38 protein-coding genes are annotated in these 25562 nt (G+C 58.8%); 35 read left to right on the top strand and 3 right to left on the bottom strand.

What is annotated here, in order from left to right; all coding sequences use genetic code 11:
- From tuf to XX99_RS13030, 33 genes are all read left to right on the top strand, one after another.
- Positions 1–1188, top strand: a complete 1188-nt coding sequence (tuf, locus tag XX99_RS13190) for an elongation factor Tu (protein WP_050059839.1) — start codon at positions 1–3, stop codon at positions 1186–1188.
- An 84-nt stretch (positions 1189–1272) separates the two neighbouring features.
- Positions 1273–1590 carry a 30S ribosomal protein S10 gene (rpsJ, locus tag XX99_RS13185; protein WP_050059838.1) on the top strand — a complete coding sequence of 106 codons (318 nt, stop codon included), beginning with the start codon at positions 1273–1275 and terminating at the stop codon, positions 1588–1590.
- Positions 1591–1686: 96 nt separating this feature from the next.
- Positions 1687–2442 carry a 50S ribosomal protein L3 gene (gene rplC / locus XX99_RS13180; protein WP_050059837.1) on the top strand — a complete coding sequence of 252 codons (756 nt, stop codon included), beginning with the start codon at positions 1687–1689 and terminating at the stop codon, positions 2440–2442.
- A 103-nt stretch (positions 2443–2545) separates the two neighbouring features.
- Positions 2546–3226 (top strand): 50S ribosomal protein L4, encoded by a 681-nt coding sequence (rplD, locus tag XX99_RS13175; protein ID WP_050059836.1) that lies wholly within the window; start codon positions 2546–2548, stop codon positions 3224–3226.
- A complete protein-coding gene (locus XX99_RS13170; protein WP_050059835.1) occupies positions 3227–3520 on the top strand; it encodes a 50S ribosomal protein L23 in 294 nt (97 codons plus the stop codon).
- 115 nt (positions 3521–3635) lie between these two features.
- Positions 3636–4460 (top strand): 50S ribosomal protein L2, encoded by an 825-nt coding sequence (gene rplB / locus XX99_RS13165; RefSeq protein WP_050059834.1) that lies wholly within the window; start codon positions 3636–3638, stop codon positions 4458–4460.
- 134 nt (positions 4461–4594) lie between these two features.
- On the top strand, positions 4595–4882 hold the full coding sequence (gene rpsS, locus XX99_RS13160) for a 30S ribosomal protein S19 (RefSeq protein ID WP_050059833.1): 288 nt from the start codon (positions 4595–4597) through the stop codon (positions 4880–4882).
- Between the two features lie 48 nt (positions 4883–4930).
- Positions 4931–5485 (top strand): 50S ribosomal protein L22, encoded by a 555-nt coding sequence (gene rplV, locus XX99_RS13155; protein ID WP_050059832.1) that lies wholly within the window; start codon positions 4931–4933, stop codon positions 5483–5485.
- Between the two features lie 9 nt (positions 5486–5494).
- Positions 5495–6166 (top strand): 30S ribosomal protein S3, encoded by a 672-nt coding sequence (gene rpsC, locus XX99_RS13150; protein ID WP_050059831.1) that lies wholly within the window; start codon positions 5495–5497, stop codon positions 6164–6166.
- A gap of 143 nt (positions 6167–6309) precedes the next feature.
- Complete coding sequence (gene rplP / locus XX99_RS13145; RefSeq protein WP_050059830.1) at positions 6310–6744, top strand: 50S ribosomal protein L16; 435 nt, start codon at positions 6310–6312, stop codon at positions 6742–6744.
- A gap of 131 nt (positions 6745–6875) precedes the next feature.
- Positions 6876–7208 carry a 50S ribosomal protein L29 gene (gene rpmC, locus XX99_RS13140; RefSeq protein WP_082125534.1) on the top strand — a complete coding sequence of 111 codons (333 nt, stop codon included), beginning with the start codon at positions 6876–6878 and terminating at the stop codon, positions 7206–7208.
- A 3-nt stretch (positions 7209–7211) separates the two neighbouring features.
- Entirely contained in the window at positions 7212–7565 is a 354-nt protein-coding gene (gene rpsQ / locus XX99_RS13135) for a 30S ribosomal protein S17 (RefSeq protein ID WP_050059829.1), read from the top strand.
- A 31-nt stretch (positions 7566–7596) separates the two neighbouring features.
- Positions 7597–7968 carry a 50S ribosomal protein L14 gene (rplN, locus tag XX99_RS13130; protein ID WP_050059828.1) on the top strand — a complete coding sequence of 124 codons (372 nt, stop codon included), beginning with the start codon at positions 7597–7599 and terminating at the stop codon, positions 7966–7968.
- Between the two features lie 60 nt (positions 7969–8028).
- Positions 8029–8358, top strand: coding sequence for a 50S ribosomal protein L24 (rplX, locus tag XX99_RS13125; RefSeq protein ID WP_050059827.1), 330 nt, complete (start codon positions 8029–8031; stop codon positions 8356–8358).
- Positions 8359–8507: 149 nt separating this feature from the next.
- Positions 8508–9056: a 50S ribosomal protein L5 gene (gene rplE, locus XX99_RS13120; RefSeq protein ID WP_050059826.1), complete on the top strand. Its 549-nt coding sequence runs from the start codon at positions 8508–8510 to the stop codon at positions 9054–9056.
- A 50-nt stretch (positions 9057–9106) separates the two neighbouring features.
- Positions 9107–9292, top strand: a complete 186-nt coding sequence (locus XX99_RS13115) for a type Z 30S ribosomal protein S14 (RefSeq protein ID WP_050059825.1) — start codon at positions 9107–9109, stop codon at positions 9290–9292.
- A gap of 135 nt (positions 9293–9427) precedes the next feature.
- Positions 9428–9826, top strand: coding sequence for a 30S ribosomal protein S8 (gene rpsH / locus XX99_RS13110; RefSeq protein WP_050059824.1), 399 nt, complete (start codon positions 9428–9430; stop codon positions 9824–9826).
- Positions 9827–10045: 219 nt separating this feature from the next.
- A complete protein-coding gene (gene rplF / locus XX99_RS13105) occupies positions 10046–10585 on the top strand; it encodes a 50S ribosomal protein L6 (RefSeq protein ID WP_050059823.1) in 540 nt (179 codons plus the stop codon).
- 132 nt (positions 10586–10717) lie between these two features.
- Positions 10718–11074 (top strand): 50S ribosomal protein L18, encoded by a 357-nt coding sequence (gene rplR, locus XX99_RS13100; RefSeq protein WP_050059822.1) that lies wholly within the window; start codon positions 10718–10720, stop codon positions 11072–11074.
- A gap of 100 nt (positions 11075–11174) precedes the next feature.
- Positions 11175–11684 (top strand): 30S ribosomal protein S5, encoded by a 510-nt coding sequence (gene rpsE / locus XX99_RS13095; protein ID WP_050059821.1) that lies wholly within the window; start codon positions 11175–11177, stop codon positions 11682–11684.
- A 5-nt stretch (positions 11685–11689) separates the two neighbouring features.
- Positions 11690–11878 (top strand): 50S ribosomal protein L30, encoded by a 189-nt coding sequence (gene rpmD / locus XX99_RS13090; RefSeq protein ID WP_050059820.1) that lies wholly within the window; start codon positions 11690–11692, stop codon positions 11876–11878.
- Between the two features lie 93 nt (positions 11879–11971).
- Positions 11972–12412 (top strand): 50S ribosomal protein L15, encoded by a 441-nt coding sequence (gene rplO / locus XX99_RS13085; RefSeq protein ID WP_050059819.1) that lies wholly within the window; start codon positions 11972–11974, stop codon positions 12410–12412.
- An 84-nt stretch (positions 12413–12496) separates the two neighbouring features.
- Positions 12497–13888, top strand: coding sequence for a preprotein translocase subunit SecY (gene secY / locus XX99_RS13080; RefSeq protein ID WP_050059818.1), 1392 nt, complete (start codon positions 12497–12499; stop codon positions 13886–13888).
- Positions 13889–14605: an adenylate kinase gene (locus XX99_RS13075; RefSeq protein ID WP_231581329.1), complete on the top strand. Its 717-nt coding sequence runs from the start codon at positions 13889–13891 to the stop codon at positions 14603–14605.
- 7 nt (positions 14606–14612) lie between these two features.
- Positions 14613–15362, top strand: a complete 750-nt coding sequence (gene map, locus XX99_RS13070) for a type I methionyl aminopeptidase (RefSeq protein WP_050059817.1) — start codon at positions 14613–14615, stop codon at positions 15360–15362.
- A gap of 78 nt (positions 15363–15440) precedes the next feature.
- The gene (infA, locus tag XX99_RS13065; protein WP_050059816.1) at positions 15441–15659 is read left to right on the top strand and encodes a translation initiation factor IF-1; all 219 of its coding nucleotides are present in this window, start codon (positions 15441–15443) and stop codon (positions 15657–15659) included.
- Between the two features lie 136 nt (positions 15660–15795).
- Positions 15796–15909, top strand: a complete 114-nt coding sequence (gene rpmJ / locus XX99_RS13060) for a 50S ribosomal protein L36 (RefSeq protein ID WP_015896560.1) — start codon at positions 15796–15798, stop codon at positions 15907–15909.
- Positions 15910–16088: 179 nt separating this feature from the next.
- Entirely contained in the window at positions 16089–16475 is a 387-nt protein-coding gene (gene rpsM / locus XX99_RS13055) for a 30S ribosomal protein S13 (protein ID WP_050060125.1), read from the top strand.
- Entirely contained in the window at positions 16475–16900 is a 426-nt protein-coding gene (gene rpsK, locus XX99_RS13050) for a 30S ribosomal protein S11 (RefSeq protein ID WP_050059815.1), read from the top strand. Before rpsM ends, rpsK begins: the two co-directional genes overlap by 1 nt.
- A 161-nt stretch (positions 16901–17061) precedes the next feature.
- Positions 17062–17691: a 30S ribosomal protein S4 gene (gene rpsD / locus XX99_RS13045; protein WP_050059814.1), complete on the top strand. Its 630-nt coding sequence runs from the start codon at positions 17062–17064 to the stop codon at positions 17689–17691.
- A gap of 175 nt (positions 17692–17866) precedes the next feature.
- Positions 17867–18964, top strand: coding sequence for a DNA-directed RNA polymerase subunit alpha (locus XX99_RS13040; protein WP_050059813.1), 1098 nt, complete (start codon positions 17867–17869; stop codon positions 18962–18964).
- 171 nt (positions 18965–19135) lie between these two features.
- Positions 19136–19606, top strand: a complete 471-nt coding sequence (gene rplQ, locus XX99_RS13035) for a 50S ribosomal protein L17 (protein WP_050059812.1) — start codon at positions 19136–19138, stop codon at positions 19604–19606.
- 300 nt (positions 19607–19906) lie between these two features.
- Positions 19907–21109, top strand: coding sequence for a PP2C family protein-serine/threonine phosphatase (locus XX99_RS13030; RefSeq protein WP_050059811.1), 1203 nt, complete (start codon positions 19907–19909; stop codon positions 21107–21109).
- A 92-nt stretch (positions 21110–21201) separates the two neighbouring features.
- Here XX99_RS13030 and XX99_RS13025 read toward each other — a convergent pair whose 3' ends face one another.
- Positions 21202–22479 carry an alanyl-tRNA editing protein gene (locus XX99_RS13025; RefSeq protein ID WP_050059810.1) on the bottom strand — a complete coding sequence of 426 codons (1278 nt, stop codon included), beginning with the start codon at positions 22477–22479 and terminating at the stop codon, positions 21202–21204.
- Positions 22480–22630: 151 nt separating this feature from the next.
- Between XX99_RS13025 and XX99_RS13020 the strand changes: the two genes are divergently transcribed.
- Positions 22631–23200, top strand: a complete 570-nt coding sequence (locus XX99_RS13020) for a DUF4252 domain-containing protein (protein WP_082125533.1) — start codon at positions 22631–22633, stop codon at positions 23198–23200.
- A gap of 58 nt (positions 23201–23258) precedes the next feature.
- A complete protein-coding gene (locus XX99_RS13015; RefSeq protein ID WP_156185966.1) occupies positions 23259–23609 on the top strand; it encodes a YciI family protein in 351 nt (116 codons plus the stop codon).
- 161 nt (positions 23610–23770) lie between these two features.
- Here the strand turns inward: XX99_RS13015 and rho are convergent, their stop codons facing one another.
- Together rho and XX99_RS13005 are read right to left on the bottom strand one after the other, a co-directional pair.
- Positions 23771–25021: a transcription termination factor Rho gene (gene rho / locus XX99_RS13010; protein ID WP_050059807.1), complete on the bottom strand. Its 1251-nt coding sequence runs from the start codon at positions 25019–25021 to the stop codon at positions 23771–23773.
- 143 nt (positions 25022–25164) lie between these two features.
- A complete protein-coding gene (locus XX99_RS13005) occupies positions 25165–25383 on the bottom strand; it encodes a hypothetical protein (protein ID WP_050060124.1) in 219 nt (72 codons plus the stop codon).
- Positions 25384–25562 lie beyond the last annotated feature (179 nt).

The following is a 25562-nucleotide window of genomic DNA, read 5'->3' as shown; positions in this document are numbered from 1 at the left end:
ATGGCGAAGGAGAAATTTGACCGGTCGAAGCCGCACGTGAATGTGGGAACGATTGGACACATTGATCACGGGAAGACGACGTTGACTGCGGCGATCACGAAGGTGTTGTCGAAGCACAACCCGAACAACAAGTTCCGCTCGTTCGACACGATTGACAACGCACCCGAGGAGCGCGAGCGCGGTATCACGATCGCGACGGCGCACGTGGAGTATGAGACGGCGAACCGTCACTACGCGCACGTCGATTGCCCGGGCCACGCCGACTACATCAAGAACATGATCACCGGCGCGGCGCAGATGGATGGAGCAATCCTGGTCGTCGCTGCGACCGACGGACCGATGCCGCAGACCAAGGAGCACGTTCTGTTGGCTCGCCAGGTAGGCGTGCCGTACATCGTGGTGTTCCTGAACAAGTGTGATGCGGTCGAAGATTCCGAGCTGACCGACCTGGTCGAGATGGAAGTTCGCGAACTGCTGTCGAAGTACAACTTCCCCGGCGACGATGTGCCGGTGATTCGCGGGTCTGCATTGGGAGCGCTTAATGGTGAGGCCCAGTGGGAAAAGTCGGTGGACGAGCTGATGGCCGCTGTCGACGCGAATGTCCCGTTGCCTGCACGTGCGATCGATCAGCCTTTCCTGATGCCGATCGAAGACATCTTCTCGATCTCGGGCCGCGGTACTGTGGTTACGGGCCGTATCGAACGCGGCAAGGTGAAGGTGGGCGAGGAAGCGGAGATTGTAGGCTTCCGCGACACGCGCAAGACGGTTGTCACTGGCGTTGAGATGTTCAAGAAGCAGCTGGACGAAGGTCTGGCCGGCGACAACGCGGGGCTTCTGCTGCGCGGTATTGCCAAGGAAGACGTAGAGCGCGGAATGGTTCTGGCCAAGACCGGCTCGATCACGCCGCACACCAAGTTCAAGGGCGAGATTTACGTACTGAGCAAAGAAGAAGGCGGCCGTCACACGCCGTTCTTCAACGGCTATCGTCCGCAGTTCTACTTCCGCACCACGGACGTGACTGGTTCGGCGACCCTGCCTGCGGGCACGGAGATGGTGATGCCGGGCGACAACATTTCGCTCGAGATCGAGCTGCACACTCCGGTGGCAATGGAGAAGGGCCTGCGCTTTGCAATCCGCGAAGGCGGACGCACAGTAGGCGCCGGCACCATCTCGGAAATTATTAAATAGCGGTAGCCGCGGGCTTTAGCCCGCGGAGCAAGTTAGCGAGCCGGCTGGAGTAGTTCCAGCCGGCAGCGGAAAGATACAAAGCTCATGGTTGGACAGAGAATTCGAATCCGGTTGAAGGCGTATGACTACCGGGTTTTGGACACTTCGACGGGCGAGATTGTAGACACGGCCAAGCGCACGGGTGCGCAGGTGGCGGGTCCGATTCCCTTGCCTACGGTCAAGAACAAATACTGCGTGCTGCGTTCGCCGCACGTCGACAAGAAATCACGCGAGGCCTTCGAGATCCGCACGCACAAGCGGCTGATCGATATCCTCGAGCCCACGCAGCAGACGGTGGACGCACTGATGAAGCTCGACCTGCCGGCCGGCGTGGATGTAGAGATCAAGGCCTTCGAAAAATAAGGACTGGCCGTCCAGGCAAACGCGCCTCCGGCGCAAATACGAAATGCCTTCAGTGCCCACAGTAGTTGAGTAGGCATGATGGGGAGAGAAGACGAGATGTCAGTTACTGGAATTCTGGGTAAGAAAATCGGCATGACGCAGGTATTCGATGAGAAGGGTGAAGTTCACCCCATCACCGTCCTGCAGGCCGGACCCTGCGTGATTACGCAGTTGAAGACAGCTGCGCGTGATGGCTATGACGCCGCGCAGATTGGCCTGGTTGAATTTGTCAAGGCTCACAAGGTGACCAAGCCGCAGGCTGGCCACTTCGCCAAGAGCGATGTCGCTCCGGTTCGCTTGATCAAGGAAGTATCGGTCGAGACCGTGAAGCCGGGCGCCGATGCTGCTGAGGGCGAAGTCGAGTCGAATGGCCATGTAAAGGCTGGCGACCGCGTTCTGGTCGACATCTTCTCCGACGAGAAGTATGTGGATGTAATCGGCACCAGCAAGGGTCGCGGTTTCGCTGGCGTCGTTCGCCGCCATAACTTTGGCGGTGGCCCCAAGTCGCACGGACATATGTTCCAGGTGCAGGGCTCGATCGGTGCTTCATCGTTCCCGTCGCGCGTGCTACCCAAGACGCGTATGCCTGGGCACATGGGTGTGGATCGCATCACCGTCCGCAACCTGCGTATTCGCGGTATCGACCTTGAGGAGAATCTCATCATGGTCGAGGGTGCGGTTCCGGGGCCTCGTGATGGATATGTCTTGATCTCGAAGGCTAAGGCTCCGCCGCGCGAGCGTCGTGGGTTTGCGGGTTCGGGTACGGTCGATCCGCTGAAGGCTTCAAAGAAGGCAGCCGGCAAGAAGAAGTAGTTCAGGTTTCAAGTAGGACGGACTCGCCGTTCAGGCGGTTGCGCTCTTAGGAGCGCCTAAAGATCAGAGCCGGGGTTGCTACTCCGGCTTGAAAGAGACAGCGATGGCAAACATTGACGTATTGGATCTCGGCGGAAAGAAGGTTGGCTCGATGGAGCTGGCCGACGAAGTCTTCGCGCCGAGCGAAGTGAACGAGGGGCTGGTCTGGGAAGCGGTCAAGCATTATCGTGCTTCGCTGCGCCAGGGCACCGCGGCTACCAAGAATCGTAAGCTGGTTTCGGGTGCGGGCAAGAAACTGTGGAAGCAGAAGGGAACGGGCCGCGCACGCGTCGGTTCGATCCGCTCGCCTCTCTGGCGGCATGGCGGCACGGTTCACGGACCGCAGCCCCACTCGCACGATTATGCTTTCCCCCACAAGAAGGTGCTCGGCGCTCTGCGCGCGGTGCTGGCGGCAAAGCTGCAGGACGGCAAGTTGACTGTGGTCGACACGCTGGAGCTCAAGGAGCCGAAGGCGAAGCTGTATCGCGCGGCCCTGAACACGCTCGACGCGAAGCGCACCGTGCTTCTGGTCGAGAGCGGCAAAGAGTTGAGCCCGTCCGTAGTGCTCGGTTCGCGCAATCTGGCGAATGTGGAGCTGGTGCTTAACAACGAAGTGCATCCTTACGATCTGCTCAAGCATGATCGCGCGATCTTCTCGCGGGCAGCGCTTGAGAGCCTGCAGGAATCGCTTAAGAAGTCCGTTTCCAAGCGGAAGCTGGCCGAGAAGAATGCGGAGGTGGCCTAAATGTCGTCGACATATACCGTAATTCGCCGCCCCCTGATCACCGAGAAGGGGCTGACTGTCAAGGAAACCGAGGGAACCCTGGTTTTCGAGGTAGACCCCAAGGCCAGCAAAACAGCCGTAAAGCAGGCAGTCGAGCTGCTGTTCAAGGTGAAGGTGGATAGTGTTCGCACCTCCAACGTGGCCGGTAAAGAGCGCCGCCGCGGTAAGTTCTCCGGCTTTCGCCCCGACTGGAAGAAGGCGTATGTGCGCCTCAAGTCGGGCGAGAAGATGCCGGACTACGTAAACAACCTCTAAACCCAGATTGCAGGGGATAGGGTGCAGGATTAAGAAGACCTGAGTGCGGGTACAGCCTCAGGGATTAGCAGGGCAGACGCGAGTGTAAGCAGCTTGCGGGTAGAGAGAAGAAACGATGCCGATTAAGACATATCGACCGATCACACCAACGCTGCGGTTCCAGACCACGCTGGTGAATGACGACATCACGACGGATAAGCCATACAAGCCGCTGCTGGCTGTGAAGCAGCGCACCGGCGGCCGCCGAAACGCGGGCGACCTGACCATCCGTCATCATGGCGGCGGACATAAGCAGAAGCTGCGCCTGATCGACTTCAAGCGCGACAAGTACGGCGTGCCGGGCAAGGTGGCGACGATCGAGTACGATCCCAACCGCTCCTCGCGCATCGCTCTCATCAGCTACGCGGACGGCGAAAAGCGCTACATCATTCAGCCAGTAGGCCTGAAGGTTGGCCAGATCATCACGAGCGGCCCCGAGGCCGACATCCTGATCGGCAACGCGCTGCCGCTCAAGAACATTCCTGCCGGTACGACGGTTCACAACGTCGAGCTTCGTCCTGGCAAGGGTGCTCAGATGGTACGCTCGGCTGGCGCTTCGGCTCAGCTGGTCGCAAAAGAAGGCGACTACGCGCTGCTCAAGCTGCCCTCCGGTGAAACTCGCCGGGTGCTGGTGGATTGCATGGCGACCATCGGGCAGGTAGGCAACACCGATCACGAGAACGTATCGATCGGTAAGGCCGGCCGTAACCGCTGGAAGGGCATTCGCCCGACCAACCGCGGTGTCTCGATGAACCCTGTCGATCACCCGCACGGTGGTGGTGAAGGTAAGACTTCGGGCGGACGCCATCCTGTGACCCCGTGGGGCCAGCCCACACGCGGATACAAGACGCGTAACAACAAGCGGACTGATGTCTTCATCGTGAACCGCAAGAACAAGTAGGACAGCTTTTAGCTCCTGGCCATCAGCTGTTTCGGCCAGGGTGTGAGCGCAAGAAGCTGAGCAGGGTAGGTTGGATACAGAACAGCTCTAGCTGAAAGCTAGGAGCTAATAGCTAAAGGCTAAGAGGTTTTTACATGGCACGGTCGACAAAAAAGGGTCCCTTCATCGACGGGCACCTGATGGTCAAGATTGAGGTGTTGAACCAGGCGAACGACAAGAAGGTCGTGCGGACCTGGTCGCGCCGGTCCACCATCCATCCCGACATGGTGGGTCATACCATCGCAGTGCACAACGGCAAGAAGTTCGTGCCGGTGTACGTGACGGAAAACATGGTGGGTCACAAGCTGGGCGAGTTTGCGGCGACGCGGACCTTCAAGGGGCATTCGGCCAAGTCGTCGGAGAGCTCGGCGAAGCCGAAATAACTCGAGGTTGAGCACGAGAGCGCAGGCTCTTGGATAGAGGATTAAGTCATGGCATTGGAAACGAGAGAATTCCGGGCGCAGGCACGCTTCCAGCGGGTATCCCCGCAGAAGGCGCGACTGGTGCTCGAGCTCATCAAGGGTCGCGGCGTTGAAGAGGCACTGAATACCGTGGCCTTCACCAAGAAGTCCGTCGCTCCGATGGTGGAGAAGGTGCTGCGCTCCGCGCTGCAGAATGCGAATTACTTGAGCCAGGAGCAGGGGCTCGACGTAGATGTGGACAATCTCTACGTGAAGACGGCAATCGCGAACGACGGTCCGCGCATGAAGCGTATCCGTCCCGCGCCGATGGGCCGCGCTTATCGCTATCAGCGCAGGCTGTCGCACATCATGATTGCTGTCGCCGAGCGTGGCGAGGGCGGCGAAAGCCTGGTGCACACGGTAGGCGAGACGGCTGAGGCTGGATCGGCTCCGAAGACGGCCAAGAAGAAGAAGGCGACCGCCAAGAAAGCTCCGGCGCGGAAGCTTTCGGGTCGAGCCGATGGCAAGAAGGCGGCTCCGAAGAAGGCCGGCAAGACTTGGAAGGGTTTAGGGAAGAAGGGTTAAGGGGAAACTATGGGACAGAAAGTCCATCCTTACGGATTTCGGCTCGGTGTGAACAAGCCCTGGCGCTCGCGCTGGTTTGTCGAGCGCGACTACGACAAGTTGCTCATCGAAGATGTTCAGCTGAAGAAGGAACTCAAGGAAAAGCTGAAAGCGGCGGGCGTAAGCTCGGTCGAGATCGAGCGTCCCGGCAACAAGCTGCGCATCATCATCCGCACCGCCCGTCCGGGCATCATCATCGGACGCAAGGGCGCGGAGATCGATAAGCTCAAGCTCGACCTGCAGAAGCGCACCAATCGTGATGTCTTCATCGATATCCTCGAGGTCAACAAGCCGGAGCTCGATGCCCAGCTGGTGGCCGAGAATATCGCTTTGCAGCTCGAGAAGCGCGTCGGCTTCCGTCGCGCCATGCGCAAGTCGGTCGATTCGGCCCTGCGTTTCGGCTGCAAGGGAATCAAGGTTCGCGTCTCGGGCCGCTTGAACGGCAACGAGATCGCGCGTTCCGAGTGGTATCTGCAGGGACGTCTGCCGCTGCACACGCTGCGCGCGGATATCGATTACGGTTTTGCCGAGGCGCACACCACCTACGGGATTATCGGTGTGAAGACCTGGATCTATCGCGGCGATATCTACCAGCAGAAGCGGCGCGAGCCGCAGGCGGCAGTGGGCACGTCGGTATTCTAAAGGCAGGGTTCAGCCATTAGGAATAGGGGTTGGCTCCGGCAATGCCGGGTGAATCTCTTCCGAATGGCGGCGCTGCTGGTACGAAAGAGAAATACTAATCGCTATTGGCTGACCGCTGATGGCTGCTTTTTGAGGGTTTCGTTATGTTGATGCCAAAGAAGGTCAAGTATCGCAAGCAGCAGCGCGGCCGCATGCGCGGCAAAGCATGGCGCGGCAGCGAGCTGTCGTTCGGCGATTTCGGCCTGAAGGTTTTGGAGTGCGGTTACATCACTGACCGGCAGATCGAAGCCAGCCGTATCGCGATGACGCGTTTCATCAAGCGCGGCGGCAAGATCTGGCTGCGTCTCTTCCCCGATAAGCCGGTCACCAAGAAGCCGGCCGAAACCCGTATGGGTAAGGGTAAGGGAGCTCCCGATCACTGGGTCGCCGTAGTTCGCCCGGGCAAGGTGCTCTTCGAGATGGAAGGCGTTTCCGTCGAGATGGCGCAGGAGGCAATGCGACTGGCCTCCCATAAGCTGCCGCTCAAGACGCGCTTCGTGCAGCGTCACGACGCCAAGGTGATTGCCACCGCGAAGTAGGTGGTCGGTTGTTAGTCCCCGGTTTTCGCCTGACGGTCGACGATACTGGCAACTGACGGCTGTTCACTGGGGATTGTAGTTTGGGATACGCGGGGTCTTCTAGCCCCGTCGTCCCGGAGAGAAGAAGAGAAATGGAACTCGATAAGATTCGTAATCTGAGCGACGGCGAGCTGAAGACGGAGCAGGTCAAGGCCGCCGAGCAGCTCTTTCGCCTGCGCTTTCAGATGAAGCTGGGCCAGAACGAAGGCGTCAAGAAGCTGCGTGGTCTCAAGAAGGACATTGCGCGCATTCAGACCATCGCACGTGAGCGCGAGCTGGGGCTATACGGCGAAGCGCCGAAGGCCGAATCCAGCGCGCCGCCGGCGAAGAAGGCTGCCAAGAAGGCCGCTTCGACCACCAAGGCTGCTTCGACTACCAAGGCCAAGGCAACCACCAAGAGCAAGACCAAGAAGGAGGCGCGCTAGGTTATGAGCGAAGCCACACAGACGAGCCCTGCAACAGCAGGTCAGGCGCAGCCGGTCAAGGAATCGCGCCGCAACGAGAAGGTCGGCAACGTGGTTTCGACCAAGATGGCCAAGACCATCGTGGTCGAAGTCGAAATGCGCAAGGCCCATCCGAAGTACAAGCGCGTGATGAAGACCAACAAGAAGTTCTACGCGCACGACGAGCAGAATACCGCCCGGGTTGGTGACGTGGTCCGTATCCGCGAAACCCGGCCGTTGAGCAAGTTGAAGCGCTGGAACCTGGAAGAGATCGTTCGCCGCTCCGCTTTGGCTCAGGCTGAAGAAGCAGCGGCAGCAGCAGCCGCGGCCGCCAAGTAAACGCTGCAGGAAGATATAAGGAGAGTTTGCTATGGCAGTGCAGATGAGAACCATGCTGGAGGTCGCCGATAACTCGGGCGCCCGCAAGCTGCAGATGATTCTTCCCCTGGGCGGTTCGAGCGGCAAAAAGGCCGGTCTCGGAGATGTGGTGACGGCTGCCGTGAAGGAAGCTTCGCCCGATGGCCAGGTGAAGAAGGGCAAAGTAGTGAAGGCGGTGATCGTGCGCACCCGCAAGGAATATCGCCGTCGCGACGGAACCTATATCCGTTTCGATTCGAATGCCGCGGTGCTGATCAACGACGCCGGTGAGCCGGTTGGAACGCGCGTCTTCGGGCCGGTTGCCCGTGAATTGCGCGAGAAGAAGTTTCTGAAGATCGTGTCACTGGCTCCAGAAGTTCTTTAAAACGGAGCTCCGGAAGTTCAAAGTCCGGGCCCGGTGGGGAAAGCCCCAGAGGATAGATTTATGAGTTTGAGCTTACAACGCAATGATCAGGTGAAGGTGATCGCGGGCGTGGATCGCGGCAAGACTGGACGCGTGCTGCGCGTCGATGCCGATACCAACCGCGTGCTGGTCGAGCATGTGCGGATGGTGAAGAAGAACGTTCGCCCCAATCCGCAGCGGAACATCAAGGGCGGCATCGCCGAGCAGGAGGCGCCGATTCACATCTCGAATGTGATGCTGGTATGCCCCAACTGCGGGCCCAGCCGCATAGGGCACAAGTTTGAAGGCGGCAAGAAAGTCCGCGTTTGCAAGAAGTGCGGGAACACCGTCGCAACCAAGGGCAAGAAGTAACAAGCCGAAAGGGTTTTGCCCCGTAAGGCGCGATTGCCTGGACGGCAAGTCCAGACGGCAAGTCCAGACGGCAAGTCCAATTGAAGACCCTCCGTAACGGTACACGGTAGCAATACCACTCCGACCACCGGAGAGAAAGAACGGGAAACATGGCAGCACGACTGAAAGAGAAGTATCACAGCGAGCTCAAGCAGGCTCTGCAAAAAGAGCTTGGCATCGAAAACAGCATGGCGGTGCCGCGTCTCGAGAAGATCGTCATCAACATGGGCCTCGGCGAAGCGACGCAGAATTCGAAGATGCTCGATCCGCTGGTGGCCGATCTGGCCTCGATTGCCGGACAGAAGCCCGTAACCACGCGCGCCAAGAAGTCCATCGCGGCTTTCAAGGTTCGCGAAGGCATGCCGATCGGCGCAATGGTCACGTTGCGCGGCGATACGATGTACGAGTTTCTTGACCGCCTGATTTCCGTTGCTCTTCCCCGCGTGCGCGATTTTCGCGGCGTATCTACGAAAAGTTTTGACGGACGCGGCAACTACACCTTGGGCGTTCGCGATCAGCTGATCTTCGCCGAGATCGACTACTCGAAGGTGGACAAGCTCAAGGGCATGAACATCACCATCGTGACCTCGGCCCAGGATGACAATTCGGCGCGCGCTCTGCTCAAGCAGTTTGGCATTCCCTTCCGCCAGACCGCGTAAGCTCTTCGACGAAGCCGCTTTTTTGAGATTGGGATAAGGATTAAAGAGATATGGCAACGACTGCAAAACGAGTGAAGGATGCACGCAAGCCAAAGTTCAAGAGCCGGCAGCACAACCGCTGCAAGCTGTGCGGGCGTCCCCGCGCTTTCCTGCGCAAGTTCGGCATCTGCCGCCTGTGCTTCCGCCAGCTGGCGCTCAGGGGCGAGATTCCCGGCGTCGTCAAATCGTCCTGGTGACACTGACCGCGTCAGGCATACGCGCGCTTTGCGCGCAACGACAAGTTTGACTTCGAGCTTCGGCTCCAAGTCTTAAACATTCCCGCTGGTTCTCGGTAGAACGATGCCGAGCGAACGGGGGATGAAGGAGAAACGATGAGTTTGACCGATCCTGTAGCAGACTTCCTCACGCGTATTCGCAATTCCATCCGTGCGCGGCACGCGAAGCTCGATGTTCCGGCCTCCAAGCTGAAGACCGAGATCGCCCGCATCCTGAAGGAAGAGGGCTATATCGCCAACTACAAGGCCGCTGAAGAGAACGGCCGCAACGTGCTGCGCGTTTATCTGAAGTACAGCGCCAGCAACGAAGCTGCCATCCGCGACCTGTCTCGCGTCTCGCGCCCCGGCTGCCGCGTCTATGTCGGCCGCGATGAGATCAAGCGCGTACAAGGCGGACTCGGCATCAGCATCCTCACCACGCCCCGCGGCGTGATGACCGGACGCCAGGCGCGCCGTGAAGGCGTAGGCGGCGAGATCCTCTGCGAAGTCTGGTAGGACTGGCCCTCCAGGCGTACGCGCGCTTTGCGCGCCATTCGTGGGATGATTAACTGTTGTGATCTCGCGCCGTTGGCGCTTGATAAGAGTAAGGGTAGGCGGGGGCTTTAGCCCTCGCACCCGAAGCAAAGCAAGAGGGGCTTTAGCCCCGGAGGCACCAGGCCTCTGGCTGCAGTGGAACGATGAGAGTCGGGACTCGCAAGCCTTTAAGGATTAGAAATGTCGCGTATTGGAAAAAAGCCGATTCCGCTGCCTAGCGGCGTGAAGTACACGGTAACCGGCAATACCATCGTTGTCGAAGGTCCGAAGGGCAAGGTCGAGCAGGCCATCCCCTCCGGCATCAAGCTCGAAACTCAGGATGGGCATGTGCATGCAATTCGCGAGAGCGATTCGCAGGCAGCTATTCATGGATTGACCCGCGCGCTGGTCTTCAACGCCATTGAAGGCGTAACCAAGGGCTGGTCGAAGGATCTGGACATCGTCGGTATCGGTTATCGCGCCGAGCTGAAGGGCAAGAACACGGTGGTCTTCACGCTGGGGTATTCGCACCCCATCGAGTTCGTGTTGCCAACGGGCATCACAGTGGCCATTGACCCCAAGCAGACCCGTGTGACCGTCTCCGGCATCGATCGCCAGAAGGTTGGACAGGTTGCAGCCGACATGCGTTCGCTGCGCAAGCCCGATCCGTACAAAAACAAGGGCGTGCGCTACTCGGACGAGAAGCTGAAGAAGAAGGTCGGCAAGACCGGAGCGAAATAAGCAGGGTACAGGGTGTGGGGCCTAGGGTTTAGAAAACGGTTTTGCTACACCCTGAACGCTGTACCCTACATCCTGCATTCAAAGCCGAACGGGGCCGCAGGGCGGTTCCGCTACTAGGAAGGAAGAGAAGAGATGATTCCGCAGAGGAAAAGAAACGAAATCCGGCAGCGCGTGCATGACCGCATCCGGGCCAAGATCTCCGGCACACAGGAGCGCCCGCGGTTGAATGTATACCGCTCGCTGAACCACATTTACGCGCAGCTGATTGACGACTCCAAGGGCGTCACCATTGTCTCGGCCTCGACGGTCGCGGCTAAGGCGAAGACCGGCGGCAACGTCGCCGCGGCAAAAGAGATCGGCAAGCTGGTCGCTGAGCGCGCACAGGAGAAGGGCATCAAGAAGGTGGTCTTCGATCGTGGCGGCTATCTTTATCATGGCCGCATCAAGGCGCTGGCGGATGCCGCTCGCGAAGCAGGGCTGGACTTTTAAGCAGAGTATAGGGGTTAGGGATTAGGGTGTAGCCGACGGGTGCATTTCGCTTTTACACCCTAAACCCTGAACGCTACACCCTGAATCAAGAGGGGATTTCATGGCGACACTGAAGAAGAAACTGGATGCAGGCTCCTACAATCTGAAGGATCAGGTTGTGGCCATCAACCGCGTCACCAAGGTAGTGAAGGGCGGCAAGAATATGTCGTTCGCCGCGCTGGTGGTGGTGGGCGATCCGGGCGCGGGCGTGGTTGGCTACGGCTCGGGCAAGGCCAAGGAAGTGCCGCAGGCTATCCGCAAGGGTATCGAGTCGGCGAAGAAAAACCTGGTCCGCATCAACCTCACCGAGACCACCATTCCGCACCAGGTGCTGGGCCGCTACGGTTCGGGACAGGTGCTGTTGAAGCCGGCTCCGGAAGGTACGGGCGTGATCGCTGGCGGCGCAGTGCGCGCGGTGATGACCTCGGCGGGTGTGCAGAACATTTTGACCAAGAGCCTGGGTTCCGCGAATCCGCATAACGTGATCAAGGCTACATTCGACGCGCTGGTTCAGCTGCGCGATCGTGCCGAGGTTGCTGCGGCCCGCGGCAAGCAGGTTGAGGAGCTGTAAGAGTCATGGCAGAGATAAAGGCAACGATCAAGATCCAATACTTTCGCTCTATGATCCAGGCGCCGGTGAAGCACAAGAAGGTCGTCAAAGGCCTGGGCTTCACACGTCTGAATCAGGTCGTCGAGCGCGAGGACACGCCGTCCATTCGCGGCATGGTAAAGACGATTCCGCACCTGGTGCGGATCATTGGCTAGTTGTTAGCACCCAGCTTTTAGCTTCTGGCTAAAAGCAAAATAAAAAAAGCGAGTCGGTGGAGTTCAGCTCTTCCGGCGTTGAGCGAGGAAATCATGAATCTTTCAAATCTTAGGGCGCCTAAAAAGGCGAACCGTGGCAAGAAGCGTGTCGGCCGCGGTATGGGCTCCGGCCACGGCAAAACTTCAGCTCGTGGACACAAGGGACAGCGCTCCCGCTCCGGTTCGAGCATGATGCGCGGTTTTGAAGGCGGCCAGATGCCGCTGCACCGCCGTTTGCCCAAGCGCGGCTTCACCAACATCTTCCGCACCGAGTACACGGTTCTGAACCTGGACCGCCTGGCCGAGTTGAACGAGACCGAGCTGACGCTCGAGGCCTTCGTCGCCAAGGGCTTCCTCAAGAAGCGCGGCGAGCTGCTGAAGATCCTCGGCAACGGCGATCTGAGTGTTGCTCTCACCGTGCACGCGCACAAGTTCTCGAAGACGGCGCAGGATAAGATCGAAAAGGCCGGCGGCAAAGTCGTTCTGGTCGGTTAAGGTTTGCCATACGCCTCGTTCCTCTTCGGGGAGCGAGGCGGTATGATTGAGACGGTCTACCCCGAATCATCCTGAGAGTCTTCCATGCTTGAAAAGTTCCTGAATATCTTCCGCGTCCCTGATCTGCGCAAGCGTGTCCTGTTCACCATGGCCATGCTCGCCATCTACCGCCTTGGCGCGCACATTCCTACGCCGGGCGTAAATACGGACGCCCTCGCGAACTTCTTCAACCAGCAGAGCGGCTCTTCGCTTGCGCTCGTCGACCTCTTCAGCGGCGGTAATCTTCGCCGCCTGACAGTATTTGCGCTGGGCATCATGCCCTACATCACGGCGTCGATCATCTTCCAGCTGCTGACTGTCGTTTACGAGCCGCTCGCGCGCCTCCAAAAAGAGGGCGAGCTGGGCCGTCGCAAGATCACGCAATGGACGCGCTACCTGACCGTCATCCTCGGTGTGGTGCAGTCCGCGGCAATCGCCATCGCGCTCAAGAGCTCCTCGGGCAATCTGGTCCTGAATCCCGGTGTCGGCTTCATCATCATGACCGTTCTCACACTCACCACGGGTACAGCATTCATCATGTGGCTGGGTGAGCAGATCACGGACCGCGGCATCGGCAACGGTATGAGCTTGCTGATCTTCGCCGGCATCGTGGTCGGCCTGCCTCGCGCCATTGCCGAGCTCGTCGATGTAGCCAAGACGCAGAAGTTCGGAGCCTTCACCGTTCCTGCGCTCATCTTGCTGGTCGTCGGCATGATTGCGGTCGTGGCCTTCATCGTCTACGTGGAGCGCAGCGAACGCCGCATCCCCGTGCAGTACGCCAAGCGCATTGTTGGACGCCGCCTTATGGGCGGTCAGTCGACCCACCTGCCTTTGAAGGTCAATTCCGGTGGCGTGATGCCGGTTATCTTCGCGGCCTCCGTCCTGTCGGCTCCTCTGCTCTTCGCGCAGTCGTCGTTCATCCGCAATAGCGCTCCGCTGACCCGCATCTTCGATGCGCTGCATCCGGGAGAGCCGTGGTACGAGCTGCTCTATATTGTCGCGATCATCTTCTTCGCGTACTTCTATATCTCGATCGTCTTCCGTCCCGATGACATTGCCGACAACATGCGCAAGTACGGCGGCTTCATCCCCGGAATTCGACCCGGCAAGCGGACTTCGGATTACATCAACGACATCCTGACCCGTATCACGCTGGTTGGCGCTGTATACCTGATCATCATCTCGATCATCCCGACCTTCCTGATCACTGGTATTCGCCTGAACCACCTATGGCTGGTTGGAGGCTTCTTCGAGCACCTTCCGCTATGGGTGACCAACGGCTTCGGCTTCAACTTCTACTTCGGCGGCACATCGCTGCTGATCGTAGTGGGCGTGGCCATGGATACCGTGAACCAGGTGGAGTCGCAGCTGATCATGCGGCACTATGAAGGTTTCTCGCCCCGCAGCGGACGAGTGCGCGGAAGGCGGAGCTGGTAAGTGGCCTTGACCGCAACCGATCCACAAATTCATGACCCGGCGCAAAGGAAACTTGCTCCGGGTCCTATCCTTTTACTGGGAGCTCCCGGTGTCGGTAAAGGCACGCAGGCCAAGGAGTTGGTGGCGGCTTGGGGCATTCCGCAGATTTCTACCGGAGACATCCTGCGGGCGAATGTCAGCCAGGGAACCGCTCTCGGTATCATCGCCAAGTCTGTGCTCGACCGTGGCGAGTTGGTCTCGGACGACCTGGTGAACGAGATGGTCGCCGACCGCCTCAAGTCCCCGGACACGACTGCCGGCTATATTCTGGATGGCTTCCCCCGGACCCTCGGCCAGGCCGATTGGCTCGACCTTCATCTGGCAGGCAGCAAAGATGCTTTGCCGGTGATTGCTGTCAGCATTCAGGTAAGTTATAATCAGTTGTTGCGTCGCATCACCGGTCGACGCAGCTGTCCCGTTTGCAAGAGTATTTACAACATCTACTTGCAGCCGCCCAGGGTGGATGAGTTGTGCGACCTTGACGGCACGCCCCTGGCGCGGCGCTCAGACGACACGGAAGAGGTTTTCGAGGAGAGGATGCGCGCCTATAACGCGCTGACGGCTCCGGTCGTTGAGCATTATCGTGCGCTGGGCCGATTCGAAGAGGTAAACGGGGAACAATCGGTGAGCGCGGTTACAGCCGAAGTAATGAAGGCTGTTGTGCGCTTGAGGAGCTGATAGGCGCATGGCAATCATGATCAAGACGCCGCAGGAGATCGAGAAGATGCGGCGCAGCGGACAGGTAGTTCGCGATGTTCTCGAGCATGTCCGCAAGTTTGTAAAGCCAGGCGCGTCCACGCTGGACCTGGAAAACGCGGCTGTCGAGAAGATGAACGAGTTTGGCGCCAAGCCGGCATTCAAGGGATATCGTGGTTATCCCTGCGTGCTGTGCACCTCGGTAAACGAGGAAGTGGTTCACGGAATTCCGTCGGCGGAGCGGGTGCTTCGCGATGGCGACATTGTTTCGATCGACACCGGCGTGATTATCGACGGCTTTTACGGCGATTCGGCGATTACGGTGGCGGTAGGCGACAAGGTCAATCCGCGGATTAAAAAATTGCTGGACGTTACGCAGGCATCCCTGGCGAGCGGCATTCAGGCCATCCGGCCGGGCGCAACGCTGGGCGATGTGGGCGCTGCGGTTCAGGAAGTCGTTGAAGCCGAGGGCTTCAGCGTGGTTCGGGATTTTGTAGGGCACGGGATCGGGACGCGTCTGCATGAAGATCCGCAGGTGCCGAATTACGGACGCCGCGGGCAAGGGCAGAAGCTGCGCGAGGGTATGGTAATCGCGATCGAGCCCATGGTGAACGCGGGCAAGCCGGATGTGCAGGTGTTGAGCGACGGCTGGACAGCAGTTACGCAGGATGGAAGTCTGAGCGCGCACTTCGAGCATACGGTTGCAGTGACCGCCGAAGGCGCCGTGATTCTGACGTAGGCGCTTTGACGCGATGCTTTTAGCAGGATATTTGTTCGAGCGGGGCTGGGCTAAGGTCCGGCGGAAACGGGATAAGGTTTGTCGAAGGAAGATGCGATTGAAGTAATGGCAGTGGTCCTTGAGACCCTGCCAAACGCTATGTTCAAGGTTGAGCTCGAGAACAAGCACCAGGTGCTGGCGCATGTCTCGGGCCGCATGCGGAAGAACTTTATCCGCATACTTCCCGGCGATCGTGTAGCGATTGAGCTCAGCCCGTATGATCTTACGCGCGGGCGGATCGTGTATCGCTACAAGTAGCTTTTTAGCCGTTCGCTCCTCGCTTTAGCTGGAGTGACGGCTTCATCAACATTGTGCTGCGGGGCGGCCAAAAACGCCGGTAGCGCAAGGAACAGGCTGATAGCTAAAAACTAGAAGCTGGAAGCTGGAGTTAGTTATGAAGGTTCGTGCATCGGTAAAGAAGATTTGTGACAAGTGCAAGGTCATTCACCGCCGTGGGGTGGTGCGTGTGATCTGCGAAAACTCGAAGCACAAGCAGCGCCAGGGCTAAATTCTGGCGCGGCTTCGGCTGCGAATGATTCGAGTCGCGCCCGGCAAGATTAAGGGCAGGGGCTAGTTAGCCGTAGAAAGGCTTGCGATGAACCCCGACTCATCACTGCAGGTTTGAAATTCAGACCTGCCTAACCGCTTCCGGCGGTGAAGCTTCCGGAAGCAAACGAAGGACAGAACATGGCACGTGTTGCTGGCGTCGATTTGCCCCGCAATAAGCAGGCGCGGATCGGCCTTACTTACATCTTCGGGATCGGTAACCCGCGCGCACTCAGGATTCTGAAGGCCGCGAATGTCGACCCCCTCAAGAAGATCCAGGATCTCGGCGAAGACGAGGTCAACCGCATCCGTCAGATCATCGAGCAGGAAGGCAACGTCGAAGGCGATCTTCGCAAAGACGTCTCGATGCACATCAAGCGGCTGATCGACATTCAGTCCTACCGCGGCATCCGTCATCGTCGCAGCCTGCCGGTACGCGGGCAGCGGACGCACACCAATGCGCGCACCCGTAAGGGACCGCGTAAAGGCACGGTAGCAGGCAAGAAGAAAGCGACGGCGAAGACCTAATGGCAAAAGCACAGCAGCAGGGTGGCTCTGCCGGCAAGGCGGCCAAGAACAAGAAGTTCAAGAAGCGCGAACGCAAGAATGTCCCCTACGGTTTGGTATACATTCAGGCGTCGTTCAACAACACCATCGTGACCATTACCGACGGTCAGGGAAACACCATCTCCTGGAAGAGCTCGGGTTCGCTCGGCTTCCGTGGATCGCGTAAGGGAACCCCGTTTGCCGCGCAGCAGGCGGCGATGAATGCGGCCAATCAGGCTCGCGACCATGGTCTCCGCTCGGTCGACGTCCGCGTGAGCGGTCCGGGATCGGGCCGTGAGTCTGCGGTTCGTGCACTGGCTGCCGCAGGCATCGACGTGCGTTCGATTCGTGACGTTACGCCGATTCCGCACAATGGCTGCCGTCCGCCCAAGCGCCGCAGGGTGTAAGAGTAGGGTATAGGGCTTAGGGGAGGGTTAGTAAAACACCCTCCCGCAACCCTGTTGCTGTAAAATTGTGGATGGACTGGGACGAAGCGCTTGCCAGCGCGTAAACCTGTCGGCCTCTGAAATGAAACGTCCGGGCTGAAGCCGGGACGAGGAGAATTGTTTTGGCACGTTATACAGGAGCAGTCTGCCGCCTTTGCCGCCGCGAAGGCATGAAGCTTTTTTTGAAGGGCCCCAAGTGTTTTAGCGACAAGTGCCCCATCGAGAAGCGTAACTTTGCCCCCGGCCAGCACGGCCGCGACCGCAAGGCGAAGATCGTCGGCTACGGCCTGCAGCTTCGCGAAAAGCAGAAGGCGAAGCGCATCTACTTCACCCTCGAAAGCCAGTTCCGCGAATACTACGAGAAGGCAGCGCGTACCCCCGGCGTCACCGGTCAGCTGCTCTTGCAGCAGTTGGAGCGTCGCCTGGACAACGTGGTATTCCGGCTTGGTTTTGCCAGCTCGCGTCGCCAGTCTCGCCAGATCGTTCGTCACGGACACATTGAAGTGAATGGCCGCAAGGTGAACATCCCTTCTTTCCAGGTGGGTGTGGGCGACGAGATTAAGATTCGTCCCAACTCGCAGAAGTTGACGGTTGTCGAAGGCGCTCGCGAGTTCGCGAGCCATCAGCCGGCTCCGGCATGGCTGAGTGTCGATGGCGCGAACCTCTCGGGCAAGGTGATTGCTCTGCCGAAGCGCGAAGATGTCAACCTGCCGGTCAACGAGCAGCTGATCGTCGAACTGTACAGCAAGTAATCAGGGCGCAGAGCACAGAGCTCAGTTTTGTGCTCTGCCAGACCGAAAGTTTTCGGATCGAAGACGATCCGGAGAGCAATAAACCGCGAAAGCGGTATCTCAAGTCAGGAGAATCACGCGCAGCCGTTGCAGAATGCTTCGCGGCGTTCGCTGCGCATGAGAAAAGGATATCGATATGCTTTGGAGAGGATTTCAAAAACCCAAGCGTTTGGCCGTCGAGGCAGAAACGCTCACCGATAAATACGGGAAGTTCAGCGCCCAGCCTTTTGAGCGCGGCTTCGGCACCACCATCGGCAATGCGCTGCGCCGCACCCTGCTTTCGTCAATCGAAGGCGCGGCGGTAACGGCAGTCAAGATCGAAGGCGTATTGCACGAGTTCCAGTCGATTGGCGGAGTCGTGGAAGACGCGACCGACATCATCCTCAACCTGAAGCAGATTCCCTTCAAGTTGAACGGCGAGGGCCCGAAGGCGCTGTATCTGCGCGCGGAGCAGCCGGGGATTGTGACTTCGGGCATGATCGAAGCCGATGGAGACGTGGAAATCCTGGACAAAGATGTCTATATCGCCACCGTCAGCGAAGGTGGCAAACTGGACATGGAAATGCGCTTGAAGCGCGGCCGTGGCTACATCTCCGCGGACAAGAACTTCGACTCCGACCTGGGCATTGGCTTCATCCCGGTCGATTCGGTGCACTCGCCGGTTCGCAAGGTGAACTATGCTGTCGACGCTGCGCGTCTCGGCCAGATCACCGACTACGACAAGCTGACGCTCGAAGTCTGGACCAACGGTTCCGTGCTTCCGGCAGACGCAGTCGGTCTCGCGGCGAAGCTGCTCAAGGACCACATGAGCATCTTCATCAACTTCGAGGAAGAGATCGAAGCTGAGAGCCACGCCGAAGAAGGCCGCATGCAGCTGCGCAACGAGAACCTGAACCGCTCGGTGGAAGAGTTGGAGCTCAGCGTCCGCAGCTACAACTGCCTGAAGAACGCAAATATTCAGACCATCGGCGAGTTGGTGCAGAAGACCGAAGCCGAGATGCTGAAGACCAAGAACTTCGGCCGCAAGTCGCTGAACGAGATCAAGGAAATCCTCGCGCAGATGGGGCTTTCCCTGGGCATGAAGATCGACGAGCACGGCAACGCCGTACCCGGACCGACCTCCGTGCTGCCGGCCGCGACGCTCGCCGCCAGCTACAACCACTTCGACGACGATGACGAAGACGATGAGCTGGAAGACGACGTAGCACTGCAGAACGAAACCGAGAACTTTTAATTACAGGGTGCAGCGTTCCGGGCTCAGGGTGCAGCAAGACCCAGACCCTGAGCGCTGCTAACTGACAAGATAGTACGAATTTAAAGACGGGCGCGTGGCGTGCAGGTGATGGGCAGGAACTCCCTGAACCCTGTGCCCTGAACGCTGAGCCCTAATAAAGAGAGAAACGCCATGCGTCATCGCAATGCAGGATACAAACTGGGACGGAACACCAGCCATCGCCGCGCTCTGCTGCGCAATCTGGTCACGTCGATTCTTCTTGAGGACCGCGTCGAGACCACGATTACCAAGGCCAAGGCTGCGCGTCCTCACGTTGAAAAGCTCATCACCCTGGGAAAGAAGGGCGACGTGCACGCGCGGCGTCAGGCTCTCTCTTTCCTGCAGACCCGCGAAGCGGTCACGCGGCTGTTCGACACCGTAGCCCCGCGCTACGGCGATCGTAACGGCGGCTATCTGCGCATCGTCCGCACCGGCTTCCAGAAGGGCGACGGCGCCGAGAAGGCCTTCATCGAGCTTTTGGGCGCGGAAAAGATCCTCGACGAGAAGCGGCAGAAGCGTGCCGAAGCCCGCGAGAAGCGCCGCGAAGAGCTGCAGAAGCAGCTGGCAGAGCAGCAGCCCGCTGGCGGCGAAGAGCAGGCCTAAGCTCGTCCGATCGGGACTCATTTCAACCGGTCAAATTCAAGCGCACCCTTCGCGGATGCGCCTCAGATAGTTGACAAAGTCTTGGTTTGGGAAGGGTACGGCCTTCAGGCCGTACATAAATCAGGCAGAATGAGTGCGGCTTTAGCCGCTGAGGGAACGCCCCGCTCGCGCTATAAAGGTTTGTCATCAGTCTCAGCGCATCCGTTTGCGGGTGCGCTTTTCTTTTGAGCCAAGAAATACGCTGGCCTCGCCGTCACCGCGCTGCTATCGTATTGCCTGCCCCCAGAGTGTTATCCGTCCATGCCCAAGGCCAACGATCAAAAAAAAGTATTAGGAAATTTCAGCCTGCTGGGCTTTCAGCTTGTCCTCGCGGCGGTGTCGGTGTCCGTATGGGCAGTCGAGTGGATACTGCACGCACGAGGGACGCTGGTTGGAGTGTTGCTGGGCACGTTTATCACTGGAAATGTTCTGATCTTTGCGATATCGGCTACCAGGCCGGTCTATGTAAAGCGGCCGCGTCCGTGGAACTGGGTTGTCTATCTCCTGCTGCTGATGTGTGCCGGATTGGCGGGCGATCTTCTGTCCGAAGTTCCTATCTACCTGCTGCTTCATCCTCCGGTGTCGTTCTGGCAGGAGTTTATCGGCGGATTGCCATTCGCGATGCTGGTGACTTTGATTGTGGGCTCCCTGATCTTTGCCTTCGACGACAGCCAGGCGCGGCTGAAGGCCCAGAATGAGAAGCTGCAGAGCCAGGTTCATCTGGGGCTGATAGAAAAGCAGGCGCATCTTTCCGAACTGGAACAAGCCGGCGAGATCCAGATGCATCTGCTGCCGCGCGAGACGCCGCAGCTTCGAGGTTTTCAGATCGCCTGCGCCTGGCAGCCTGCGAAGAGCGTAAGCGGAGACTACTTTGATGTCTTTCCCGTAGGCGCCGATAAGATGGCAGTATGTATCGCCGACGTGTCGGGCAAGGGCATGGCTGCGGCCCTGCTCATGGCCAATCTGCAGGCATCGGTCAAGGCATTTGCGCGGGACAATCCCTCTGCCGGAGCGATGTGCGCTCGGCTCAACGCGGCGCTCTCGGACAATATCGCGCCCGGGCGCTTCGTGACTCTGTTCTACGGCGTGCTCGATGCCAACACGAGGGTGATGCAGTACGAGAATGCCGGACATTGCCTACCGCTGCTGGTGCATGCCGATGGGACAGTGGACTTTCCCGCCGCCTACAGCGGAGTCCTGGGGCTATTCTCCCACTGGACCTACAGCGATCGTGACCAACAATTAAAGACCGGAGATACGCTGCTTCTCTTGACGGATGGCGTGCTCGAGGCCGCCGACGAAGCCGAAGAGGAGTTCGGCTATCAGCGGCTGATTCAGTCGGTGGTGGCGAGCCGAGCCTCGGGAGCCCACGGAATTCGTCAGCAGGTCCTGGATGACGTGACCGCATTCTGCCACGGACAATTTCAAGACGACGCTTCGCTGATCGTGATCAGCGTCCTGTAACCAAGAAGCGGATGGTTCGGACTTCGGTCTTGAGCAGCTCGCGATATATCGGCGATAGATCGCCAATATGCGGTCAGTGGTTGCGGGAAAACCTATAGAGAAGTGCGATGTGGAATCAATGCTGCCCGAAGTTCGCGGGTGACGATCGCCAAAAAATTTACCACTTCATCCTGGGGAAGATCGCCTTGCGCCAGGTCCGGCGAGCCGCCGCCACGGAAACCGAAATCCGCGAGCGCCTTCTTCATCATCTCTCCGCAGTGAATATCGATGTCGCCGCTGCGCGCCAGCACCACCCGCGCCGGAGAGGACTCCGTCGAGGCAAGCAGCGCAACCGTGCGAGGAACAGATGCGGTGACCTTCGAACCCAGAAGGCGAATGTAGTCGTTGCCTCGATCGGCGAACATGCGACAAACCAGGCGGAGATTTTCCTGGAATAGCTCTTCGACCACTAGACGCGTGGCGTGATAGGTCGCCACTTCTTCCAGGAGCTTCTGTCTTTCCTTCGCGGCGGCTTTGGCCTCGCCCACCAGGCGCTCGACGGCAGCAGGAATCTCCTCGGGCTTCGTGGAGAGCGTGCCCGCGGCGCGTCCCAGCAGCTCAAAGTCATGTCTGGCGGCGTCAGCGGCGCGGAGTCCACAGAGGAATTCGACGCGGAAGCCCCGGCTCACCTTTTCCACGGAGCGGATCAGCAGCCCTCCAATCTGGCCGGTGGAGCGCACATGCGTGCCGCCGCAGGCATTCAGATCGTAATCGGCGATTTCAATCAGGCGGATGGAGCCTTCGCGCTCGGGAAGCTTGCGCAGATCGCCGGTAGCCAGGAGGCTTTCGGCCTCGGCGCGCTCGACGGTGCGGACAGAGACCGCGCGGTCCTCCGCGATCAATTCGTTGGCGATTCTTTCAATGCGCTGGAGGGTGTGTCGCGCGATGGGCGCCGTCGCCAGATCGATGGTCGACACCGTTTCTCCCAGGTGAAAGGACACCGTGGGCGCGCTGAGCTCTCGAGCGAAGACCGCCGAAAGAAGATGCTGACCGGAATGTTGCTGGATGTGGTCTAGCCGGCGCGACCAATCGATTTCGCCTTCAACCGTAGTTCCGGCCTGCAGAGGCTTGCGGGTGTAGTGCCAGACCTGGCCGCTTTCGTCCTCTTCCACGCTTTCGATGGCGGCTTCCAGAATCGCCCCATTGCGGGAGGTCGCGCGCAGGACTCCCGTGTCGTGAGGCTGGCCTCCGCTGGTTGGGTAAAAAGCGGTGCGATCCAGGGCGATCTGCCAGACCGATATACCGTCGGCCCGCGAAGCCTCCCGTATATCGGTTACGTTTGCAGCAAAGGCCCGAACAAACGAGTCGCGATAAAACAAGCGGTCCGTCATTACTTCTCCAAAGGTGAAAAGTACAACCAGCTCTCAAGTGTAGCGGAGAAAGTCATTGATTGGCTGAGAGTTGGACAGAGAGATTCTCCCCTTTTTCTACCAACTTTTGGTGGGAATATGCGTTTAGAGGGTTGTAGTCGTCTATAACTTCATGCCACGAATCTATCGATCAACGTTACTTGCAGTTATCGCCTTCCTCGCCCTGTTGTCCCCGATGCATGCACAGGAGCAGAGCTTCCCCGACGACAGCTGGATACCTCAAGGGATGGAAGCGCTGGGGAAACATGCCAGCTTCCATACCGATGTCACCTTCGACAAGTCGATGTTGGATATGGCCAACAATTTTCTCGGCGATGACGACACCAGGCGTGTGGTCGCGAAGCTGCGCGGGATATCCGTACACACCTTCCGCTATCCCCAGCCTGGGCTTTATGATCCGGCCATTCTCGATTCGGTGCGCTCGCAGTACCATGACCGGGGCTGGAAGCACCTGGTCACCAAGCAGTCGCACGCCGCCGCGCCGCATCCCGGCCGTACCGATGTATGGATACGCTTCGCGCACGGCAATGTCGAAGGAATGGTTTTGCTTATAGCGAATGAAACCAATGTGAACCTGGTGGCTGTGAACGGAACGCTGAGTCCGCTCGATCTGTTGCACCTGCGCGGGCACTTCGGCATTCCCCGCTTCTCCGGCGATGATTTCGAAGAGCAGAAGAACTGATCCGCGGACGCTTGCTCCTTGCTGCCGTTATTCTGGAAGCTGAGTGACGGAGAAGAACGTGTCAGCCAAATCCGCAAGAATGAAAGACGTGCCCCGCAATCTCAAGGGCTATTTCCTTTGCCTGATGCGCAAGGGACCGCAATGGAACGAGACCGGCGATTCGCCTGAGCTAATGCTCGCGCATCTGGCGTTCCTGCGGACGCAGCTGGAGGCGAGGCGGTTCATGATCACCGGTCCGGTCGTGGACGATGCCGACGATCTGGTAGGGATCACACTGTTGCAGGCGGAAAATCTGGAGGAGGCGTCGCAGCTTGCGAATGACGATCCGGGAGCGCGAGCAGGGCGGCTAAGGATGGAGCTTCGCCCGGTATTTCTGCCTTCGCTGGATGCGGTGCGAGTGGAATACTGAACTCGGTAGCGCCACGAGCTGACTGCAGATCCTTCGGTTCACTTCAAGCCGTTGGGATAACAAGCAGAAAAGCAGCAGAAGGGAGTCCGCGCGGACTCCCTTCTGCTGCTTGAGATCGCTGAGATTCCCTCACTCCGTTTTGAACGACGAAGTGAAGGCTGTTAGAGCGAGCTCATGTTCAGCAGGAACTCGGCGTTGTTTCTGGTCTTGCCCAGCTTGTCGACGAGCAATTCCATAGCTTCGACCGGAGACAACGGATTCAGCACCTTGCGGAGGACCCAGATGCGCTGCAGGTCTTCCTTGGGGATCAGCAGCTCTTCCTTACGAGTACCCGAGCGCTGGATGTCGATGGCAGGGAAGACACGCTTGTCGACCAGCTTGCGGTCGAGAATGACTTCCATGTTGCCGGTGCCCTTGAACTCTTCGAAGATCACTTCGTCCATGCGCGAGCCGGTATCGACGAGTGCGGTCGCGATAATGGTCAAAGATCCGCCTTCTTCAATATTGCGGGCCGCCCCGAAGAAGCGCTTCGGACGCTGCAAGGCATTCGAATCGACACCGCCCGAGAGGACCTTTCCTGACGGCGGAACGATGGTGTTGTAGGCGCGGGCGAGACGGGTGATCGAGTCGAGCAGGATGACGACGTCGCGCTTGTGCTCGACCAGGCGCTTGGCCTTCTCGATGACCATCTCTGCAACTTGTACGTGGCGTGCCGCAGGCTCGTCGAAGGTCGAGCTGATGACTTCGCCTTTCACCGAGCGCTGCATGTCCGTGACTTCTTCCGGACGCTCGTCGATAAGCAGCACAATCAGAACCACTTCAGGATGATTCGAGGTGACGGAGTTGGCAATCGACTGCAGCAGCATGGTTTTGCCGGTGCGGGGCGGGGCGACGATCAGGCCGCGCTGGCCCTTGCCAATGGGGGTGAGCAGATCCATCACGCGGCCGCTGATGTTTTCGCGCACCGTCTCCTGCTTGATCCGCTCCTGCGGATAAAGAGGCGTGAGGTTGTCGAATAGGATCTTGTTGCGCGTCTCTTCGGGCGACTCGAAGTTGATCGCCTCGATTTTGACCAGGGCAAAGTATTTCTCACCCTCATGAGGCGGGCGCACATTGCCGCTGATGGTGTCGCCGGTCTTGAGGTCGAATTTGCGGATCTGGGACGGGGAGACGTAGATGTCGTCGGGACCGGGCAGGTAATTATAGTCCGGAGAGCGAAGGAAGCCGTAGCCGTCGGGCAGAATTTCGAGCACGCCTTCAGCGAAAATGTGTCCTTCTTTTTCGCTCTGGGCCTGAAGAATCTTGAAGATGAGGTCCTGCTTGCGGAGTCCGCTAGCGCCGGGGATCTCGAGGGTCCGGGCGATACGGCTCAGCTCCGTAATGTTCTTTTCTTTTAGTTCGGAGATGGTCATTTTTTACCTGCGGTGGGTTTTTTAGGATGGGGGGCGGTGCCAGGAAGGAAGTTACGGATCGAACGGCAATTCGGTGGACCCTTGTTTCTAGATTCTCTGGAGGATCGATCAGGGGGAGCTGGTGGGACGGCAAAGCCGCGCGATTAAGCTGCGCGGCGCTGCTGGATTGCTGTCTGGTGGGCGGAAACGGCCGAACCGGCCGCCGGGTTGGTCTCGTGAAAGCGGAGTAGCACATCATTCGTCGTGTCCTGGAGACGAGTGTTCGGCTTATGCAGCTTGCGAGTGGCCTTCGAGGCCAACTGGCAGAGCTGATACCGGTTTTCAACATGGGCAAGAGCCCCAAAAATTAAATCAGAACGCATATTCGTACTCTCCTTCTCGACCGCTTCACGCAACCTTTCATTCTCGGGCTGGGAAAGGTAGTTCCGGGATTATCTACGGCTACCCTATGTCGGTCTTTGCTTTCTGTCCCTTTAGACGCGCGAGACAGCATTCATGGTCAACATTTTTTCTGACATCTGCGCGAAAACCTAGCTGACCT

The organism is Silvibacterium bohemicum (assembly GCF_001006305.1).
Lineage (GTDB): Bacteria > Acidobacteriota > Terriglobia > Terriglobales > Acidobacteriaceae > Silvibacterium > Silvibacterium bohemicum.
Note: the sequence above shows the minus strand (reverse complement) of the source record. Positions and strands in the feature narration are given on the sequence as shown.